Origin of the sequence: Sandarakinorhabdus oryzae (genome assembly GCF_009733735.1) — a bacterium.
GTDB classification, from domain to species: Bacteria; Pseudomonadota; Alphaproteobacteria; order Sphingomonadales; family Sphingomonadaceae; genus Sandarakinorhabdus; species Sandarakinorhabdus oryzae.
The window spans coordinates 1-18154 of sequence record NZ_WNJP01000010.1; the positions used below are offsets into that span (position 1 = coordinate 1).

General features: G+C 67.3%; 14 protein-coding genes. 5 read left to right on the top strand and 9 right to left on the bottom strand.

From position 1 onward, the window contains the following. Positions 1–146: 146 nt before the first annotated feature. On the bottom strand, positions 147–674 hold the full coding sequence (locus GJ693_RS02085; RefSeq protein ID WP_197041896.1) for a DUF721 domain-containing protein: 528 nt from the start codon (positions 672–674) through the stop codon (positions 147–149). A gap of 25 nt (positions 675–699) precedes the next feature. On the opposite strand from GJ693_RS02085, the gene GJ693_RS02090 reads away from it, so the two are divergent. Together GJ693_RS02090 and nudC are read left to right on the top strand one after the other, a co-directional pair. Beyond that, positions 700–1767, top strand: a complete 1068-nt coding sequence (locus tag GJ693_RS02090) for an A/G-specific adenine glycosylase (RefSeq protein ID WP_156254682.1) — start codon at positions 700–702, stop codon at positions 1765–1767. Beyond that, the gene (gene nudC, locus GJ693_RS02095; protein WP_156254683.1) at positions 1764–2663 is read left to right on the top strand and encodes an NAD(+) diphosphatase; all 900 of its coding nucleotides are present in this window, start codon (positions 1764–1766) and stop codon (positions 2661–2663) included. The genes GJ693_RS02090 and nudC overlap by 4 nt, the downstream gene beginning before the upstream one ends. 4 nt (positions 2664–2667) lie before the next feature. Here nudC and GJ693_RS02100 read toward each other — a convergent pair whose 3' ends face one another. Further along, entirely contained in the window at positions 2668–5016 is a 2349-nt protein-coding gene (locus GJ693_RS02100; RefSeq protein ID WP_197041897.1) for a putative bifunctional diguanylate cyclase/phosphodiesterase, read from the bottom strand. 125 nt (positions 5017–5141) lie between these two features. On the opposite strand from GJ693_RS02100, the gene GJ693_RS02105 reads away from it, so the two are divergent. Then, positions 5142–7460, top strand: coding sequence for an ATP-dependent helicase (locus GJ693_RS02105; RefSeq protein WP_156254685.1), 2319 nt, complete (start codon positions 5142–5144; stop codon positions 7458–7460). On the opposite strand, the gene GJ693_RS02110 is transcribed toward GJ693_RS02105, so the two are convergent. Continuing rightward, a complete protein-coding gene (locus GJ693_RS02110) occupies positions 7461–7781 on the bottom strand; it encodes a hypothetical protein (RefSeq protein WP_156254686.1) in 321 nt (106 codons plus the stop codon). Positions 7782–7887: 106 nt separating this feature from the next. On the opposite strand from GJ693_RS02110, the gene GJ693_RS02115 reads away from it, so the two are divergent. Further along, on the top strand, positions 7888–9132 hold the full coding sequence (locus GJ693_RS02115; RefSeq protein ID WP_156254687.1) for an MFS transporter: 1245 nt from the start codon (positions 7888–7890) through the stop codon (positions 9130–9132). Positions 9133–9211: 79 nt separating this feature from the next. Next, positions 9212–10129 carry a cysteine synthase A gene (gene cysK / locus GJ693_RS02120; protein WP_156254688.1) on the top strand — a complete coding sequence of 306 codons (918 nt, stop codon included), beginning with the start codon at positions 9212–9214 and terminating at the stop codon, positions 10127–10129. On the opposite strand, the gene GJ693_RS02125 is transcribed toward cysK, so the two are convergent. The 6 genes from GJ693_RS02125 to GJ693_RS02150 form a co-directional block, all read right to left on the bottom strand. Continuing rightward, positions 10096–10920 (bottom strand): metallophosphoesterase, encoded by an 825-nt coding sequence (locus tag GJ693_RS02125; protein WP_156254689.1) that lies wholly within the window; start codon positions 10918–10920, stop codon positions 10096–10098. The genes cysK and GJ693_RS02125 overlap by 34 nt on opposite strands. Next, a complete protein-coding gene (locus GJ693_RS02130) occupies positions 10917–12182 on the bottom strand; it encodes an NADH:flavin oxidoreductase/NADH oxidase family protein (protein WP_156254690.1) in 1266 nt (421 codons plus the stop codon). The genes GJ693_RS02125 and GJ693_RS02130 overlap by 4 nt, the downstream gene beginning before the upstream one ends. Positions 12183–12274: 92 nt before the next feature. Beyond that, positions 12275–14461, bottom strand: coding sequence for a 3-hydroxyacyl-CoA dehydrogenase NAD-binding domain-containing protein (locus tag GJ693_RS02135; RefSeq protein WP_156254691.1), 2187 nt, complete (start codon positions 14459–14461; stop codon positions 12275–12277). Positions 14462–14646: 185 nt separating this feature from the next. Then, positions 14647–15858, bottom strand: coding sequence for an acetyl-CoA C-acetyltransferase (locus GJ693_RS02140; RefSeq protein ID WP_156254692.1), 1212 nt, complete (start codon positions 15856–15858; stop codon positions 14647–14649). An 11-nt stretch (positions 15859–15869) separates the two neighbouring features. After that, the gene (locus tag GJ693_RS02145) at positions 15870–17660 is read right to left on the bottom strand and encodes an acyl-CoA dehydrogenase C-terminal domain-containing protein (RefSeq protein ID WP_156254693.1); all 1791 of its coding nucleotides are present in this window, start codon (positions 17658–17660) and stop codon (positions 15870–15872) included. Positions 17661–17673: 13 nt separating this feature from the next. Beyond that, positions 17674–18138 carry a MerR family transcriptional regulator gene (locus GJ693_RS02150; protein WP_235902560.1) on the bottom strand — a complete coding sequence of 155 codons (465 nt, stop codon included), beginning with the start codon at positions 18136–18138 and terminating at the stop codon, positions 17674–17676. Positions 18139–18154 lie beyond the last annotated feature (16 nt).

An 18154-nucleotide genomic window follows, 5' to 3' on the forward strand; every position in this document is an offset into this window, starting at 1 on the left:
GGCGGCGCGCGCCACGGGTTTGGCCGCTGGCTTGGGCGGGGCGGCGGCAAGCGGGGCGGCCAGCAGGCCGGCGGCGATGAGAGTGAAGGCGAAACGCATGACCTCTCTCTAGCGTGGCGCAGGCGGCAGCGCCAAGCCCCCTCACATCAGCGGATCTTGGGCGGCCCGTCGCTGATCGACAGGGCTTCGGCCAGCGATTGCAGCGTGGCGCGCAGTTCCGGGTCGGCAATGTCCTTCAGGGTCGAGCGCGTGGTTTCCGGCAGTGGGCCGGGGGCTGGCGGCGGCGGGGGCGGCGGCGCCGCCATGGTGGCGGCGCCCTGTTCGATGCTGATGCGGGCAACGGCGGCATAGCCCAGGATGCGGTTGGCGCGTTCGATGATCTGCGCTTCGACGTGGCGCAGCATCGGCGCCAGCGCGCCGGTGGCGGCGACGGTGAGCGTGCCGCTATCCTTCTGACCGCGCGGGAATTTCAGCTTGGTCGGCTGGCAATGGCGGGCATAGGTCGGGCCGACGATCTCGCCCCAGCGGTCATTCAGCGCGCTGTGGGTGAAGCCGAAGCGCTTGAAGGCCTGGCCACCAACCTCGCCGACCAGCTCGGCAATCGGCTTGGCGCGGCCGCCGCGAACTTTGGGCGGCGCAGGTTGAGGCGCAGGTTTCTGGGGCGTTTTCGGCATGCGGCTTCCATGCCATAGCAACGTCATGTCCGATAGCTGGCCGCTGCAACTCCTCAACTGGTATCGCGCCCATGCGCGGGACTTGCCGTGGCGCAACCCGCCCGGCGCCGCGCTGCCGGATGATGCGGATTGGCCCTACCGCGTCTGGCTGTCGGAAATCATGCTGCAGCAGACGACGGTGGAAGCCGCGACGCCCTATTTCCATGCCTTCACGGCGCGCTGGCCAAACGTGGCGGCGCTGGCGGCCGCTCACGACGCAGCCGTGATGCAGGCCTGGGCGGGGCTGGGCTATTATGCCCGGGCGCGCAATCTTTTGGCCTGCGCGCGCGCCGTGGTGGAACGCCATGGCGGGCGGTTTCCGGCGCATGAGGCCGAATTGCGCGATCTGCCCGGCATCGGCGATTACACGGCGGCGGCGGTGGCGGCGTTCGGCTTTGGCCGTGATGCGGTGGTGATCGATGGCAATGTCGAACGGGTGGTGAGCCGGCTGTTCGCGATATCGACACCCCTGCCCGCGGCGCGGGTGGCGATCAGGGCGGCGCTGGCGCCGCTGGTGCCGGCCGGCCAGGCCGGCGATTTCGCGCAAGCGATGATGGATCTGGCCCGCCGCGTCTGCACGGCGCGCTCGCCCCGCTGCCTCGCTTGCCCGCTTGTCGATGCCTGTGCCGGACAGCGCAGCGGCACGCCCGGCGCCTTCCCGGTGAAGGCCGCGAAGAAAGCCCGGCCGATGCGGCAGGGCACGGCCTGGTGGATCGAGGTGGATGGCCCAAATGGCCTTGAGGTGCTGACCATCGTTCGCCCCGCCAAGGGCCTGCTTGGCGGGATGCGGGCGCTGCCGAGCTGCGATTGGCGGGGTGAAGGAGTGCCGCCGCTGGCCGGCGACTGGCGGAGCCTCGGCCTGGTGCGTCACGGCTTTACCCACTTCGATCTGGAGCTGGAGGTGCAGGGGCTGCGACTGGCGGTGCGGCCGGCACTGGCGGGCGAGTGGCTGGCGCTGGACGCCGTCGAATCCGCCGGCCTGCCCACGCTTTTTGCCAAGGCCGCACAGCTGGGGCTTGCCGCCGATGATTTGCGCAGGGAAAAGGCGGCATGACGATCTTTCACGACGTGCCGGTCACCGGCTTCACCGGCAACAAGCTGGACCGCGCCGACGAGATCCGCCGCGACCCGGCCGCACTGATCGCCATGCGCGCCCGGCCGGATGCGCGCTGGCTGGTGCTGGATGGGCTCAATCCGGTGGTCAAGCCGGGCGACACCCCGTCGATCCTGTGGGCCTATCGTTCCGACGTACCGCATGATGCGCTGTCCATCTTCCTGGGCGTGGGCGCCGAAGGGCCGCGCTTTGCCGCGGCGGCACCATCGGATGAACTGGTCGCCGATTTCGGCGGCAAGCTGCTCGATGCCCGCGCTGCCGGGGCGCTGCTGCCCGGCCATGAAGCCGCCATCGTGGCACAGGCGCGCTCCATCCTCGACTGGCACCAGCGCCACGGTTTCTGCGCGGTGTGCGGCGGCAAGACCGCGCTCGCCAAGGCCGGCTATGCCCGCCAGTGCCAGGCCTGCCAGGCCGAACATTTCCCGCGTGTCGATCCGGTGGTGATCATGCTCGCCGTGAAGGATGGCCACGCGCTGGTGGGCCGCCAGCCGCGCTTTCCGAAGCGCTTCCTGTCGGCCCTGGCCGGCTTCGTGGAGCCGGGCGAAAGCCTGGAGGAGGCGGTGCGCCGCGAGTTGTGGGAAGAGGCCGGCATTACCACCAGCCGGGTGCGCTATCTCGCCAGCCAGCCCTGGCCCTTCCCCTCGAGCCTGATGATGGCCGCCTTTGCCGAGGCCGACGGCTTCGAGGTACGGCTGGACGAGGACGAGCTGGAAGAGGTGCGCTGGGTGACCAAGGACGAAGCACGCGCCGCGCTCGCCGGCGACGGCGATTTCCTGGCACCGCCGCCGCTGGCGATCGCCCACACGCTGCTGAAATGCTGGGTGGAGGAGGATTGAGGCCTCAGGCCTCCACCACGTCGCACACCAGCCGGGTGGCGTCTTCGGGCGGCATCGGTTTGCCGAACAGATAGCCCTGGACCTGGGTGCAGCCCAGTTGCCGACACAGTTCGAAGGCGGCGCGGGTTTCGGTGCCCTCGGCCGTCGTCTGCATGTCGAGGCTGGCGGCAAGGCGCACGATGGCCTGGATGATGGCGCTGGCTTCATCGCCCATGGCCGCGGCGCGGGCGACGAAGCTGCGATCAATCTTGATGCGGCTGAAACTGGCCTTCTGCAGCGTGCCCAGCGCCGAGTAGCCGGTGCCGAAATCATCGAGCGCGAAGCTCACGCCCATCGCTGTCAGCCGGGTCAGCACGGCCACCACGGCGGGCTTTTCGGCGAGAAACAGGCCTTCGGTGATCTCCAGCTCCAGACGGCTGGCAGCAACGCCATGGCGGGCGAGCGCGGCGGCGATCTGGTCGGGCAGGTCGGCCTCCTCCATCTGCACCGGCGAGATGTTGACCGATATGCCGACATGCGCCGGCCAGCGCGCCGCCCAGGCCAGTGCCTCGTCGATCACCCAGGCGCCGATCGGCACGATCAGGCCGGTGTCCTCTGCGACCGGTACGAAATCCAGTGGCGAGACCAGGCCGAGTTCCGGATGGTGCCAGCGCAGCAGCGCTTCAAAGCCGGTAATGCGTTCGTCGCCCGAATCGACCACCGGCTGGAACTCGAGCCGCAACTCCCCGCGCGCCAGGGCGTCTGACAGGTCGGCCTCCAGCTTGCGCCGCTCGGCGGCGGCTTGGGCCATTTCGGGGTGGAAGCGGCAGGCGGCGCCGCGGCCCTGTTCCTTCACCCGATACAGCGCCAGGTCGGCGCAGCGCAGCAGATCCTCGGGCGTGTCGGCATCGCTGGGCGCCAACGCCCAGCCCACCGATGCGCCGACGATGGCGGCGCCGGCGCGGCCTTCCTCGCCAAGCGGGAACGGGCGCGCCATTTCGGCAACGATGCGCTGCGCCAGCCGCTCGGCGCGTTCAGGCTGCCCGTCGGGCAACAGGACGGCGAACTCGTCACCGCCCAGCCGGGCGACAGTGGCGCCGCCTTTCACCTGCGATTTCACCAGCGCGTGCAGCCGCTGCGCCACCTGGCGCAACAGCAGGTCACCGGCGGCGTGGCCAAAGCCATCATTGACCGCCTTGAAGCGATCGAGATCGACGAACAGCAGCGCCGCCGCCCGGCCGGTCAGCACCGCGCGCTCCACCACCTCGTCCAGCGTCTCGCGAAACAGGCTGCGGTTGGCCAACCCGGTGAGCGGATCGAAGCGCGCCAGCTGGGCGATGCGTTCCTGGCTGCGGCGCACATCGGTGACATCACGACCCACACCGCGAAAGCCGGTGAAATTGCCGGCCGCATCCTGTTTCGGCGTGCCCGACAGCGCCCACCAGCGCAAATCGCGGCCCAGCGGCACCGGCACCACCAGGTCGCGGAACGGCTCGCGTTGCTTGAGCGCATGGGCCAGCGCCGCCGTCGTCGCCCCGCCCTGCACCGGATCGAGCAAGGCCAGCAGCGGCTGGCCGAGCAGATCGCCGCGCCGCCGCCGCGCCACATCGGCAAAGCGCGGCGTGACATGGGTGATCCGGCCCAGCCCGTCGAGCTCGAGCAGCCAGTCTGACCCGTTCGACTCATATTCGTTGAGCAGCAGCCGAACCACCTCGCCCTGCTCGCGCAGATCGGCCTCGCTCTTCAGCCGCGCCATGGTGTGATAGGTGGTAACCAGCGACGCGCGCAGCTTGATGGCGACAAAGCTGGCCAGCGCCAGCAGTACCAGCGGATGATCCAGCGGCGCCCCCTGCGGCAGGCCCAGCACCATGCCGGCGGCGATCGACACGCACACGACCAGCACCGCCGGCGGCATGGTGGCGGCACAATTGGCCACCGCCCCCATGAAGATCAGCGAGAACAGCATCAGCACGGCCTGGCTGGTGGCCGGCAGTGCCGGCGCCAGCGTCACCACCAGCCCGGCCCAGAACCAGGCCAGCGCCACGATTTCCAGGGTGACCTGCCAGTACAATAGCTTGCTGGCCTGCGGGCTCGCCGGGCGCCGGCTGATCGCGCGCCAGATCCAGAAGCCGGCCAGCACCAATATGCCGGCCAGCCACGGCGCCAGCGCGGCAAAGGTGACCGCATCACCAAAGGCGGCCAGCACGGTGACCAGGTTCAAGGCCAGCAGGCCGACATTGAACGGCACATTCTGGTTGAGCTGCGCCAATTGCCGGCCGCGCACACTGGCCCAGAAGCCGCCATCGCCCTGGCCCAGGCCCAGCACCTGCCGCCAGCCGACATCGCGCACCATCTGCACGGGCGGCTTGAGCATCGCTGTCATCCTGGCATCCTCCCGGGCGTTCTGTCAGCCCAAGCAACGGCGCTGGCTGCGACGGCTTGAATCAGGGCACGCATCGCCGCTTGGCAGCCGCGCCAATGTTCCTTACTTGTTCACTGATGAACCTGCCCGCCCCGCATGATTCTGGCGACCGTGATCCGCCCTGGCTGAAGGGGCTGAATCCGCCGCAGCGCGAGGCGGTGGTGACGACCGAAGGCCCGGTGTTGATCCTGGCCGGCGCCGGCACTGGCAAGACCAAGGCGCTCACCGCCCGGCTGGCGCACATATTGTTCAATCGCCTGGCCTGGCCATCGGAAGTGCTGGCCGTCACCTTCACCAACAAGGCGGCGCGCGAGATGCGCCACCGCACCGAAATGCTGCTGGGCCCGATGGCGGAGGGGCTGCCGTGGCTTGGCACCTTCCATGCGCTGTCGGCCAAGATGCTGCGCCGCCACGCCGGGCTGGTCGGCCTCAACGCGCAGTTCACCATTCTCGACACCGATGACCAGTTGCGCCTGCTGAAGCAGGTCGTCGCCGAGGCCGGCATTGACGACAAGCGCTGGCCGGCCAAGCAACTGGCCGGCCTGATCGATCGCTGGAAGAACAAGGGCCAGTTGCCGGCCGACGTGCCGCCGGGCGAGAGTTTCGCCTATGCCGATGGCGCAAAAGGCGGCGGCGCGGCGCTCTATGCGCGCTACCAGGAGCGGCTGGTGGCCTTGAATGCCTGCGATTTCGGCGATCTGCTGCTGCACATGCTGACCATCTTCCGCCAGCACCCTGACGTTCAGGCCGATTACCAGCGCCGCTTCAAATATGTGATGGTCGATGAATATCAGGACACCAACAGCGCCCAGTATCAGTGGCTGAAGGCGCTGGTCGGGCCGGCGCGCAACATCGCCTGCGTCGGCGATGATGACCAGTCGATCTACAGCTGGCGCGGCGCCGAGGTGGCCAATATCCTTCGATTCGAGACGGATTTTCCCGGCGCGAAGATGATCCGGTTGGAACAGAATTACCGGTCCACCCCGCACATCCTGGCCGCGGCCAACACGCTGATCGCGCACAACCGCGGCCGGCTGGGCAAGGCACTGTTCACCGCCCACACCAGCGGTGAGCGGGTGGAAGTGACCAGCGTGTGGGACGGGCCGGAGGAAGCGCGGCTGGTCGGCGACGAGGCCGAACGGCTGGCGCGCGAGGGCGTGTCATTGAATGACATGGCCATATTGGTGCGCGCCCAGTTCCAGACCCGATTGTTTGAAGACCGATTCATCGCCATCGGCCTGCCCTATCGCATCGTCGGCGGCTTCCGTTTCTATGAGCGCGCCGAGGTGCGCGATGCGCTGGCCTATCTGCGCCTCGTGCAGTCACCCGACGATGCGCTGGCCTTTGAACGCATCGTCAACGTGCCCAAACGGGGCCTGGGCGACAAGGCGATGGCGACCATGCACGCCGCCGCCCGCGCGATGAATGTGTCGCTGCCGCGCGCCGCCGCCGCGCTGGTGGACAGTGACGAGCTGACGCCGGCCGCCCGCCGCGCCGTGAAGGCGTTCTTCACCGATCTCGCCCGCTGGCGCGACCAGGCCGGCACCATGGGGCACGCCGAGCTGGCCGAGGTGGTGCTGGAGGAATCGGGTTATGTCGCCATGTGGCAGGCCGACAAGTCGACCGAAGCCGATGGCCGCATCGAGAATCTGAAGGAACTGGTGCGGGCGATGGGCGATTATCCCAGCCTCACTGCCTTCCTGGAGCATGTGGCGCTGGTGATGGACAATGACGCCAATGCCGATGGCGAGAAGATCACCATCATGACGCTGCACGCCGCCAAGGGCCTCGAATTTGATCATGTCTTCCTGCCCGGCTGGGAGGAAGGCGTGTTCCCCAGCCAGCGCGCGCTCGACGAAGGCGGCACCGTCGCGCTCGAGGAAGAGCGGCGGCTGGCCTATGTGGGGATCACCCGCGCCCGAAAGCGCGCCCACATCATCAACGCTGCCAACCGCCAGGTCTATGGCCAGTGGACGGCCGCGCTGCCCAGCCGCTTCATCGAGGAATTGCCGGCCGATCATGTCGTGGCGCGCTCCACCATGAGCGGCGGGCCGAGCCTGTGGCGCGCCGCGCTGGAAGGCGGCGACCCGTTCGCGCACATCAGCCGCGGCACCGGGCGTGGCCCCGGCTGGGACCGGGCGGCCCAGCAGGGCAGTCAGTTCGGGCGCGGTTCGGGCCGCGATTTCGGCCCACGCAGTGCCGCACCCAGGGAAGCACGGGTCAGCGCCGTCTCGCTGAGCCCCAGCCCCACGATCCGCAAGGGCGCCCGCGTGTTCCACGCCAAGTTTGGCGAGGGCATTGTGTTCCATGTTGATGGCAACAAGCTGGAGATCGATTTTCCCGCCGCCGGCCGCAAGCGCGTGCTCGACAGTTTCGTGACCTTGAAAGGTCAGTGATTACAGCGGCTTGATCTCGCCGCCGGTCAGCGCGTCCATGACCTCGCGGAAGATGCGCGGGGTGAGGAACAGCACGCCCACCGACGCCAGCGCCAGGCACTGCAGCAGCGGCCAGTGCATATATTCCTTGGCAAAGAAGAAGGTGCCGACCAGCGCATAGGCGTTGAAGCGCGCCACCAGCGACAGCACCAGCGCCGCAAAGGCCCAGGGCCAGCCCAGGCCCAGGCTCCAGCCCGCCCAGGCCAGCACGAGCTGGCACATGCCAACGCCGCCAAGGACGAGGGCGAGCACGATACCGGGAAATTGCTTCCAACTGCGCATGACGGCGGCACGCTATCACCGTCTGCGCGCTCTCGCAAACCGGTGTGAACGGCGAGCCCCAGTGCCAGCCATTGCCGTGTCGCGCAGCGCTTTCTATGGAGATCAGGTGCCGTCGATTCCGCCTCCCCTGAAAATCCGCGATTATCGGGCCTTCTGGGTGGCGCGCTTCCTCGCCACCGTGGCCGGCCTGATGCTGGTGATCGTCATCGGCTGGCAGGTCTATGATATCGCCCGCGCCCGCATGAGCCGCGACGAGGCCGCCTTCCTGCTCGGCATGATCGGGTTGGCGCAGTTCCTGCCGCTGTTCTGCCTGGCGCTGGTGGTGGGCGTGATTGCCGACCGGGTGGACCGCCGCCACATCGCCCGCGCCGCCGTCGCGCTGGAAATCGCCTGCGCCGGGGTGCTGGGCTGGCTGGCGCTGAACGGTGATGTGCCGATGGTGGCGCTGTTTGTCGTGGCCGCGCTGCTCGGCGTCGCCCGCGCCTTCCAGGGGCCATCGATGGCGGCGCTGGCGCCCAACCTGGTGCCGCGCGAGTTGCTGCCCCAGGCCATCGCCCTGAACAGCATCAGCTGGCAGACCGGCGCCGTGCTCGGCCCGCCGCTGGGTGCCTTCCTCTATGCCGTGTCGCCGGCCACGCCCTATGTGGTGGCGGCCGTGCTGTTCGGCCTCACCTTCATCTGCCTGATGATGATCCGGCCGGTGGTGCGCCCCGCCCCATCGCCGCTGACGCCGTGGCGCAGCCTGGTCGAGGGCATCGCCTATGTCCGCAACAATGGCGTGCTGCTGGGCGCCATCAGCCTGGATCTGTTTGCCGTGCTGCTCGGCGGCGCAACCGCGATGCTCCCGGTTTATGCCCGCGACGTGCTGCATGTCGGCGTCGAAGGGCTCGGCCCCTTGCGCGCCGCACCCTCGGCGGGGGCGGTGGTGATGGCGGTGTTGCTCGCCAGCCGGCCATTGCGGCGCCATGTCGGGCCGGTGATGTTTGCCAGCGTCGCCGTGTTCGGGCTGGCCACCATCGTCTTCGGCCTTTCCACCTCCTATCCGCTCAGCCTGGCGGCGCTGGTGGTGCTGGGCGCAGCCGACGCGATCAGCGTCTTCGTGCGCGGCAGCCTGATCCAGCTGCACACGCCGGACGACATGCGCGGCCGCGTCTCCAGCGTGTCGGGTCTGTTCATATCGGCCAGCAATGAACTGGGCGAGCTCGAATCGGGGCTGGCCGCCCGCTATATCGGTGCGGTGCCGGGCGTGGTGATTGGCGGCGTGGGTGCCATCATCGTCACCGCGCTGTGGGCCTGGCGCTTCCCGCAACTGCGCCTGGCCGATCGGTTCGAGGTGCAAAAGCCGGGTTGAACGGGGCCCAAGATTTTCCGCCGTTGGCGCCGCCGCCGCAGCGGCCTAAAAGAGGCGCAATCAATCGGGAGATGCCGCGATGAAGGCCAACAACATCCTCGAAACCATCGGCCGCACACCGCATGTGCGAATGGGCAGATTGTTCCCGGGCGCGGAGGTGTGGATCAAGTCCGAACGCGCCAATCCCGGCGGCTCGATCAAGGATCGCATCGCGCTCGCCATGATCGAGGCGGCGGAAGCCGACGGCACGCTGAAGCCCGGCGGTGTCATCGTCGAGCCGACCAGCGGCAACACCGGCATTGGCCTCGCCATGGTGGCGGCGGTGAAGGGCTACAAGCTGATCCTCGTCATGCCTGAAAGCATGTCGATCGAGCGGCGGCGGCTGATGCTGGCCTATGGTGCCAGTTTCGATCTGACGCCGCGCGAGAAGGGCATGAACGGCGCCATTGCCCGCGCGCTGGAAATTGTTTCGACGACGCCCAATGCCTGGATGCCGCAACAGTTCGAGAACCCGGCCAATATCAGCGTGCATGTGAAGACCACGGCGGAGGAAATCTACGCCGATTTCGCCGACAGCCCGCCCGATGCCATCATCACCGGCGTCGGCACCGGCGGCCATATCACCGGCGTCGCCCAGGTGCTGAAGGCGCGTTGGCCAAACCTGAAGGTTTTCGCGGTCGAGCCGGCGGCTTCCCCGGTGATTTCCGGCGGCTCGCCCAGCCCGCACCCGATCCAGGGCATCGGCGCCGGCTTCATCCCCAAGAACCTCGATGTGTCGCTGCTCGATGGCGTGGTGCAGGTCGATGCCGGCGACGCCAAGGCCTGGGCCCTGCGCGCCGCCAAGGAAGAGGGCATGCTGGTCGGCATCTCGTCAGGCGCCACGCTGGCCGCCATCGCGCTGAAACTGAAGGAAATGCCGGCCGGCAGCCGCATCGTCGGCTTCAATTATGACACCGGCGAGCGTTACCTGTCGGTGCCGGAATTCCTGCCGACCTGAGGCACCAGCTCAACCACGACAATCTCCCCGCGCGTGCCCAGCCGCGCGGGTACTACAGACGTCCCGATGCCGGCCGAGACCAGCATCTGCTGGCCGGCGCTATTGCGGAACAGGCCGCGCATAGTTTGCGCATCAGCCTTGTCGAAGCGCGGCCAGCCGAAAATCTGGATCTGGCCGCCATGGGTGTGCCCGGCCAGCAGCAGATCCACCTGGGGCGGCAGCACCGCCCACAGCCGCGGTTCATGCACCAACCCGATCACCGGCTTGTCGGGCGTCGTGCGGGCAGCGGCGGCCCACGCGCCCGTGACCGGATTGGCACCAAGGATAAGATCATCGCTGCCAACGATCTGAACCGGGCCGACATCGACCATCGACCCGGCCAGCAGTTTCAGGCCGAAGCGGCGCGCCACCCAGCGGATCCAGTAGGGTTCATCATGATTGCCGGGCACCAGCCACACGCCCAGCGGCGCCTGCAGCCGGGCGAGCGGACGCAGCGCATCGTCCAGCCGCATTGGCGGGTCCCAGATCTTGCTGGCGTGATAGTCGCCGGTCAGAACCAGCAGATCGGGCTTCAGCGCATTGGCCTGGACAACGATGCGGGCCAGCCGCACGGCCGGCATGTCCCAGTTGCTGCCATGCGTGTCGGAAAGGTGGACGATGCGCAGCGGGCGCTGCAGCCCGGCCAGTTCGACGCGATAGCGCACCACCGCCGGATCGCGAATCGCGCCAAGCCAGCCGGCCCAGCCCAGCGCCAGCACAAGCCCAAGAACGAACGCCAGGAACCGCGTCAAAGCCGGGCCTTGTTTTCCTTGTCCTCGGCGAGAAACGCCTTGAACGGGTTCAGCTTTTCGGCCGTGCCGCCGGCCGCGACGCGGCGCAGTTGCTGATAATACCAGGCCTGGGCGGCAAAGCCATTGATCGTCCTCACCAGCTTGAATGGCGAGGCCGGGCTGAGCCACCACGGCCCGATCGACAGCCGCTCCTCGTAGCGCGGCAGCTCCTCGATATGGCCTTCCAGCAGTTCGGTCACGCAGGTGGGATCGGCGCACAGCGGCCGGCCAACGCCGACGAAGGCGATGCCGCTGGCCAGCGCATCCTCCATGGAGTTGAGGCTGCGAAAGCCGCCGGTCACCATCAGCGGCGGCGTTTTCGCCGCCATCAGCGCCTTGGCCAGCTGCACGAAATAGGCCTCGCGCTGGCGGGTCGATTGCTGTTTGGGCTCCTCGCGCGGGGTCAGCCCCTCCATGTCCATCATCGCCGGCTGTTCATAGGTGCCGCCCGACAATTCCAGGCAATCGACGCCGAGATCGGCCAACCAGCCGGCGACGGTGAGGCAATCATCGAAGGCAAAGCCGCCCTTCTGGAAATCGGCGCTGTTCAGCTTCACCGCCACGGTGAAATCCGCGCCGACACTGGCCCGCACCGCCTTGACCACCTCGATCAACAACCGCGCCCGGTTTTCAAGGCTGCCGCCCCATTCATCGTCGCGCCGGTTGGCGAGCGGCGAGAGGAACTGGCTGATCAGATATCCATGGGCCGCGTGGACCTGCACGCCATCAAAGCCGGCTTCACGTGCCACCGCGGCCGCGTGTGCCCAGCGCGCGATGAGATCGTGAATCTCCGCCCCCGTCAGCGGCACCGGCACGCCGAACTGGCCGCCCGGCAGCGCCAGCGGCACGGCTGACGGCGCCTTGGGGTGCGGGTTGACCGTCTTCTGGGTCTGGCGGCCGGCATGGCTGATCTGCACCCAGGCGCGGGTGTCGTTGGCGGTGGCGGCCGCCGCCCAGCGCGCCCAGGCCGCCTTGCCCTCATCGCTCAACGGGCCATCGACGATGACATTGCCCGGCCGTTCGAGATGGCCGCGATCGACCAGCACATTGCCGGTGATCAGCAACCCGCAGCCGCCATCCGACCAGCGGCGATACAGGGTCTCATGGGCCGCGTTGGGCAGGCCATCGCGAAACGCCAGCCCCTCCGTCATCGCCGCCTTGGCGATGCGGTTGCGAAAGTGCTGACCGCCCGGGAGGGAGAAGGCTTCGTTCACTTGGCTCATGGCGGCACCCCTGTTTGGCGGCAAGGTGCCGTGGCGGGGCGATGAGGGCAAGCCAGCAATACTCCCCTCCCGCTTGCGGGAGGGGATTTGCCTTAAGCGGCCTGCTTCGCCGCCATGGCGTAGAAGCTGTCCCCACGCGCCGCCATGTCACGCAGCAGTTGCGGCGGGGCGAAGCGTTCGCCGTGGCGCTGCGCCAGCCGGTCGAGCGTGGCGACGACATTGGCGATGCCCACCGTGTCCATGTGGCTGAACGGCCCGCCGGTGAAGGGCGCGAAGCCCCAGCCGAAGATGGCGCCGAGATCACCATCCTGGGGCGTTTCGAGCACGCCTTCGGCAAAACAGCGCGCGCATTCGACGAGCTGGCGATAGAGCAGCCGCTCCTTCACCTCGGCCGCGCTCGGCTGATCTTCGGCGAGGCCGCCGGCCACCGTCTGCACCAGTTCCGGCCACAGATATTTCTTGCCGCCTTCGGGATAGACATAGAAGCCCTTGGCGTTCTTGCGGCCGAAGCGGCTGAGTTCATTCATCTTCTCGATGACGGTCTCGCCGGGGCCACCCTTGTAGGCGTCGCCGAGGTCCTTCTTGGTCTGCTGCGCCACCTTGTAGCTGAGGTCGAGGCCAACCTCGTCGTTCACCGCCAGCGGGCCGACCGGCATGCCCATCTGCTTGCCGACATTCTCGATCAGCGCCGGCACCGTGCCTTCGCCGAGCAGCGCCAGGCCTTCCTGCACATAGGTGCCAAAACAGCGCGAGGTGTAGAAACCGCGGCTGTCGTTGACCACGATCGGCGTCTTCCTAATCTGCGCCACATAATCCAGCGCCTTGGCGATGGCGGCCGGGCCGGTCTTCTTGCCGACGATGATCTCGACCAGCGGCATGCGCTCCACCGGCGAGAAGAAGTGGATGCCGATGAAATTCTCCGGCTTCGACCAGGCTTCGGCGAGGCCAGTGATCGGCAGGGTGGAGGTGTTGGAGCCGAAGATCACGTCCGGGCCGAGCACGGCTTCGGTCTGCTTCGTCACGCCTGCCTTGATCTCGCGGGTTTCGAACACGGCTTCGATCACCAGGTCGCAGCCGGCGAGATCGGCATAATCGGTGGTCGGCTTGATGCGATCGAGAATGGCCTGCGCCTTGTCGGCCGGCGTCTTCTTCTTGGCGAGCCGGTCTGCGGTGTAGGCCTTGCCCTTCTCGGCGGCCTCGATGCTGGTGTCGAGCAGCACCACCTCGATCCCGGCCTGGGCCGAAACCATGGCGATGCCGGCGCCCATCAGGCCGGCGCCCAGCATGGCGACCTTCTTCGTCGGCGCCGGGGCCACGTCCTTGGGCCGGCGGGCGCCCTTCTCGGCGGCCTGTTTCGACACGAACAGGCTGCGGATCATGTTGCCAGCCTGCGGGTCGGCGACGACCTTGGCGAAATATTTGGATTCAATCCGGATGGCGAGGTCCATCGGCACCTGGGCGCCTTCATAGACCGCCGACAATATGGCGCGCGGCGCGTTCATGTTGTCACCGGCATTGACGTGCGTCATCGCGGTGCCGCCCACGAAAGTCTGCGCAAAATTGGGGTTGAGCGCCGTTGCAGGCCCGCCGGGCATCTTGAAATTCTTGCTGTCCCACGGCTGCACGCCGCCATTGGGGTTTGCCTTCACCCACGCCTTGGCGGTCTCGATGATCTGGTCGGCCGGCACCACAGCCTGCGCGACGCCAAAGCCCAGGGCTTCCTGCGGGCTCATGTTCTTGCCCTGCAGCAGGTACATCAGGGCCGGCTGGATGCCCATCAGGCGCGGCAGGCGCTGGGTGCCGCCGGCGCCCGGGAACAGGCCGACCATGATTTCCGGCAGGCCGAGCGTGATCTTGGGATTGTCGGCGATGACGCGATAATGGCAGGCGAGGACGAACTCGAGGCCGCCGCCCAGCGCCAGGCCGTTGACCGCCGCCGCCACCGGCTTGCCGCAGGTTTCGAGGTCGCGCAGCAGGCGGTTGAGGCTGAAGACGCCGTCGAACAGCGCGGCCATCTTCGACTTGCCTTCGGGCAGCGCCGCGCCCGAGCCGAACAGCGCGCCCATGCCCTTCAGATCAGCGCCGGCCATGAAGCCGCTGGCCTTGCCGCTGGTGAGCACGGCGCCTTTCACGGCGTCGTCGGTCTTCAGCCGCTCGATGGCGGCGGCCAGATCGGCCTGCACTTCGGGCGTGATGACATTCATCGACTGGCCGGGCACGTCGATGGTGAGCAGGAGGATGCCGTCGGCATCGAGTTCGGTGTGGATGGCGGTGGTCATGAGAAGGTCCCTTTTCTTCTCCCGCCCCCTTCAGGGGAGGGGGAGGGGGTGGGGAATGAGTTGCTGGCAAAGTGTATCAACCAGCGTATTTTTCGAACAAAAATAGTCCAACCAGTATCAGTCCGCAAATCAGTCTCACGATATTGGAGTCTGAATAGCGGCGGAGTTCCGGCCACTTCAATGGACTATACTCGCTCGATGATCGTGCCCGTGCCCATGCCGGCACCCACGCACAGGTTGACCATCGCGGTGCCCTTACCGGTACGCTCCAGCTCATCGAGCACCGTGCCCAGGATCATCGCGCCGGTGGCACCGAGCGGGTGGCCCATGGCGATGGCGCCGCCGTTCACGTTGATCCTGTCATGCGGGATGTTCAGCGCCTGCATGTAACGCAGCACAACGGAGGCAAAGGCCTCGTTCAGTTCGAACAGGTCGATATCGTCCTTGGTCATGCCGGCGCGCTGCAGCACCTTCTGCGCCACGAATTCCGGGCCGGTCAGCATGATCATCGGTTCCGAGCCAATGCTGGCCATGGCGCGGATGCGGGCGCGCGGCTTCAGGCCATATTTCTCGCCCATTTCCTTGTTGCCGATCAGGATGGCCGAGGCGCCATCGACGATGCCCGACGAATTGCCGCCGTGGTGGACGTGGTTGATCTTCTCCACCTCCGGATAGCGCATCAGGGCGATGGCGTCGAAACCGGGCATGGCTTCGCCAATGGCCTGGAAGGCCGGGGCGAGGCTGCCCAGCGACTGCATGTCGGTACCCGGGCGCATATGCTCGTCGTGGGCGAGCACGACTTCGCCAATCACGTCCTTCACCGGCACGATGCTCTTCTTGAAGCGGCCTTCGGCCCAGGCGCGGGCGGCGCGGGCCTGCGATTCCATCGCATAGGCGTCCACATCGTTGCGGCTGAAGCCGTATTTGGTGGCGATCAGATCGGCGCCGATGCCCTGCGGGGCGAAATAGGTCTTGTAGGCCACGGCCGGGTCCATGGCCCAGGCGGCGCCGTCACTGCCCATCGGCACGCGCGACATGGATTCAACGCCGCCGCCGATGGCGAACATGGCTTCGCCGGTCATCACCTTGGCGGCCGCCATGTTGGTGGCCTCCAGGCCCGAGGCGCAGAAACGGTTGATCTGCACGCCGGCCGTCGTTTCGGCATAATCGGCATTGAGCACGGCGACGCGGGCGATATCGCTGCCCTGTTCACCCACCGGGGAGACGCAGCCGAGCACCACGTCGTCCACATCAGCCGTGTCGATGCCGGTGCGGTCGCGCACCGCCTGCAGCACCTGGGTGGCGAGCTGAATCGGCGTGATCTCGTGCAGCTTGCCGTCTTTCTTGCCCTTGCCGCGCGGGGTGCGGACGGCGTCGTAGATATAGGCTTCGGTCATCGTCGGTCCTTTCAGAACATCTCGGCCGGCAGCGCCATCACGCTGTCGGCGCCGGCTTCGAGCTGGGCCTTGAGCGCCATGGTTTCCGGCAGCACGCGGGCGGCGAAGAAACCCGCGGTGGTGAGTTTCGCATTGTGGAAATCGGGATCGGCGGTGCCGCCATCAAGGGCAGCAAGGCTCGCCGCGCTCATCTTCAGCCACATGTGGCCCAGCGCGACATGGCCCATCATGCGCATGAAGGCGGTGGCGCCCGCCCCGGCATTGTCGGGATTGGCCATGCCGTTCTGCAGCAGCCACATCACCCCGGCCTGGATATCGCCGAGCGCACGGGCCAGCGGCTTGGTGATGAAGGCCAGGCGCTCGTCACTGGCGGCCGCGAGATCGGCGCCGACCAGCCCCAGCCACGCCTGGGTGCCACGCCCGCCCTTGGAGCCGAGCTTGCGGCCAACCAGGTCCAGCGCCTGGATGCCGTTGGTGCCTTCGTAGATCATGGCGATGCGGGCATCGCGCACGAACTGGTCCATGCCCCATTCGGCGATATAGCCGTGGCCGCCCAGCACCTGCTGGCAGTTGGTGGCGACTTCATAGCCGCGATCGGTGCCATAGCCCTTGATGACCGGGGTGAGCAGGCTGATCAGGTCGTCGGCCATCTCCCGCTCGGCGGCATCGGTGGCCTTGCGCGACAGGTCAACCCGGATCGCGCCCCACAGCACCAGCGCGCGCATGCCCTCGGTATAGGCGCGCGCGTCCATCAGCATGCGGCGCACATCGGGGTGGACGATGATCGGATCGGCCTTTCCGTCGGGGTTCTTCGGCCCCGTCAGGCTGCGGCCCTGCAGGCGGTTCTTGGCGTATTCCACCGCGTTCTGATAGGCGGCATCGGCCTGCGCCAGGCCCTGGATGCCGACGCCCAGCCGCGCCGCGTTCATCATGATGAACATGGCGGCGAGGCCCTTCATCTCCTCGCCCAGCATATAGCCGGTGGCGCCATCATAGTTCATCACGCAGGTGGCGTTGGCGTGAATGCCCATCTTGTGTTCGATGGACCCGCAGGTGACGGCATTGCGCGCGCCGAGCGAGCCATCGTCGTTCACCAGATACTTGGGCACGATGAACAGGCTGATGCCTTTCACGCTGTCCGGCGCGCCCGGCGTCTTGGCCAGCACGAGGTGAATGATGTTGTCGCTGAGGTCATGCTCACCGGCCGAGATGAAGATCTTGGTGCCGGTGATGGCGTACGTGCCATCGGCGTTGGGCTCGGCGCGGGTGCGGATCAGGCCGAGATCAGTGCCGCAGTGCGGCTCGGTCAGGTTCATCGTGCCGGTCCAGCGGCCCTGCACCATGTTGGGCAGCCATTTCGCCTTCTGTTCGGGCGAGCCGACCACCTCGATCGCCGCCTGCGCGCCTTCAGAGAGGCCGGGATACATGCCGAACGCCATGTTGGAGGCGGCGATATACTCCTGCATCACCGCGCCGATGGTGTAGGGCAGGCCCTGGCCGCCGTGATGCTCGTCTGCAATCAGGCCGCCCCAGCCGCCGTCGCAGAACTGCTTGTAGGCATCCTTGAAGCCATCGGGCGCCGTCACGCTGCCATCGGGATGGCGGGTGCAGCCCTGCCGGTCACCGGGCAGGTTCAATGGCGCCAGCACTTCGCTGCAGAATTTGCCGCCTTCGTTGAGCACGGCTTCAACAAGATCGGGCGAAACCGCCTCGAACCCCGGCACATGGGACTGGTTGTAGAGGCCGGCCACGGCCTCCAGCACGAACAGCGTGTCTTTCACCGGGGCGCGATAGGTCGGCATGGCTTCCTTGCCTTCAGGGCTTCATCGATAGTTCGACGATTTCGCAAAATTGTTGCAGTTCGTGGATCGTGGCGTCGATATCGGCGCGCTGTTCTTCCAGCAGGGCGATGCGCGCGCGGCATTTTTCCAGGGTGACGCGCTTCTGCGTCAGCCGGTGATCACCGACGTCATAAAGGTCGATCATCTCGCGGATTTCGGCGAGGCTGAAGCCGACATTCTTGGCGCGCAGGATCCACGCCAGCCGGGCGCGATCGCGTCGGCTGTAGATGCGGTTCTGCCCCTGCCGCTCCGGCGCGATCAGGCCCTGGTCCTCATAGAAGCGGATGGCGCGCGGCGTGATGTTGAAGGCCAGCGCCAGTTCGGTGATCGAGAAATGGCTGGCATCCCCGGCCGCTGGCGGGGCGGGCGCGGTGGCAAAGGCATGCAACAGCGCCGCGGGCGACTCGTCAGTGCGGGGAGCCTCAGCCGGATTGCTCATAAGAGAAGGGGGTAGT

What these genes read in the sequence shown, in the direction of transcription:
- GJ693_RS02100 (WP_197041897.1), bottom strand. Translation starts at nt 5,016, where the DNA reads ATGCTCAAGCCGCCCGTGCAGATGGTGCGCGATGTCGGCTGGCGGCAG.
- GJ693_RS02135 (WP_156254691.1), bottom strand. Translation starts at nt 14,461, where the DNA reads ATGACCACCGCCATCCACACCGAACTCGATGCCGACGGCATCCTCCTG.
- GJ693_RS02105 (WP_156254685.1), top strand. Translation starts at nt 5,142, where the DNA reads ATGAACCTGCCCGCCCCGCATGATTCTGGCGACCGTGATCCGCCCTGG.
- GJ693_RS02110 (WP_156254686.1), bottom strand. Translation starts at nt 7,781, where the DNA reads ATGCGCAGTTGGAAGCAATTTCCCGGTATCGTGCTCGCCCTCGTCCTT.
- GJ693_RS02090 (WP_156254682.1), top strand. Translation starts at nt 700, where the DNA reads ATGTCCGATAGCTGGCCGCTGCAACTCCTCAACTGGTATCGCGCCCAT.
- GJ693_RS02145 (WP_156254693.1), bottom strand. Translation starts at nt 17,660, where the DNA reads ATGCCGACCTATCGCGCCCCGGTGAAAGACACGCTGTTCGTGCTGGAG.
- GJ693_RS02130 (WP_156254690.1), bottom strand. Translation starts at nt 12,182, where the DNA reads ATGAGCCAAGTGAACGAAGCCTTCTCCCTCCCGGGCGGTCAGCACTTT.
- cysK (WP_156254688.1), top strand. Translation starts at nt 9,212, where the DNA reads ATGAAGGCCAACAACATCCTCGAAACCATCGGCCGCACACCGCATGTG.
- GJ693_RS02140 (WP_156254692.1), bottom strand. Translation starts at nt 15,858, where the DNA reads ATGACCGAAGCCTATATCTACGACGCCGTCCGCACCCCGCGCGGCAAG.
- GJ693_RS02150 (WP_235902560.1), bottom strand. Translation starts at nt 18,138, where the DNA reads ATGAGCAATCCGGCTGAGGCTCCCCGCACTGACGAGTCGCCCGCGGCG.
- nudC (WP_156254683.1), top strand. Translation starts at nt 1,764, where the DNA reads ATGACGATCTTTCACGACGTGCCGGTCACCGGCTTCACCGGCAACAAG.
- GJ693_RS02085 (WP_197041896.1), bottom strand. Translation starts at nt 674, where the DNA reads ATGCCGAAAACGCCCCAGAAACCTGCGCCTCAACCTGCGCCGCCCAAA.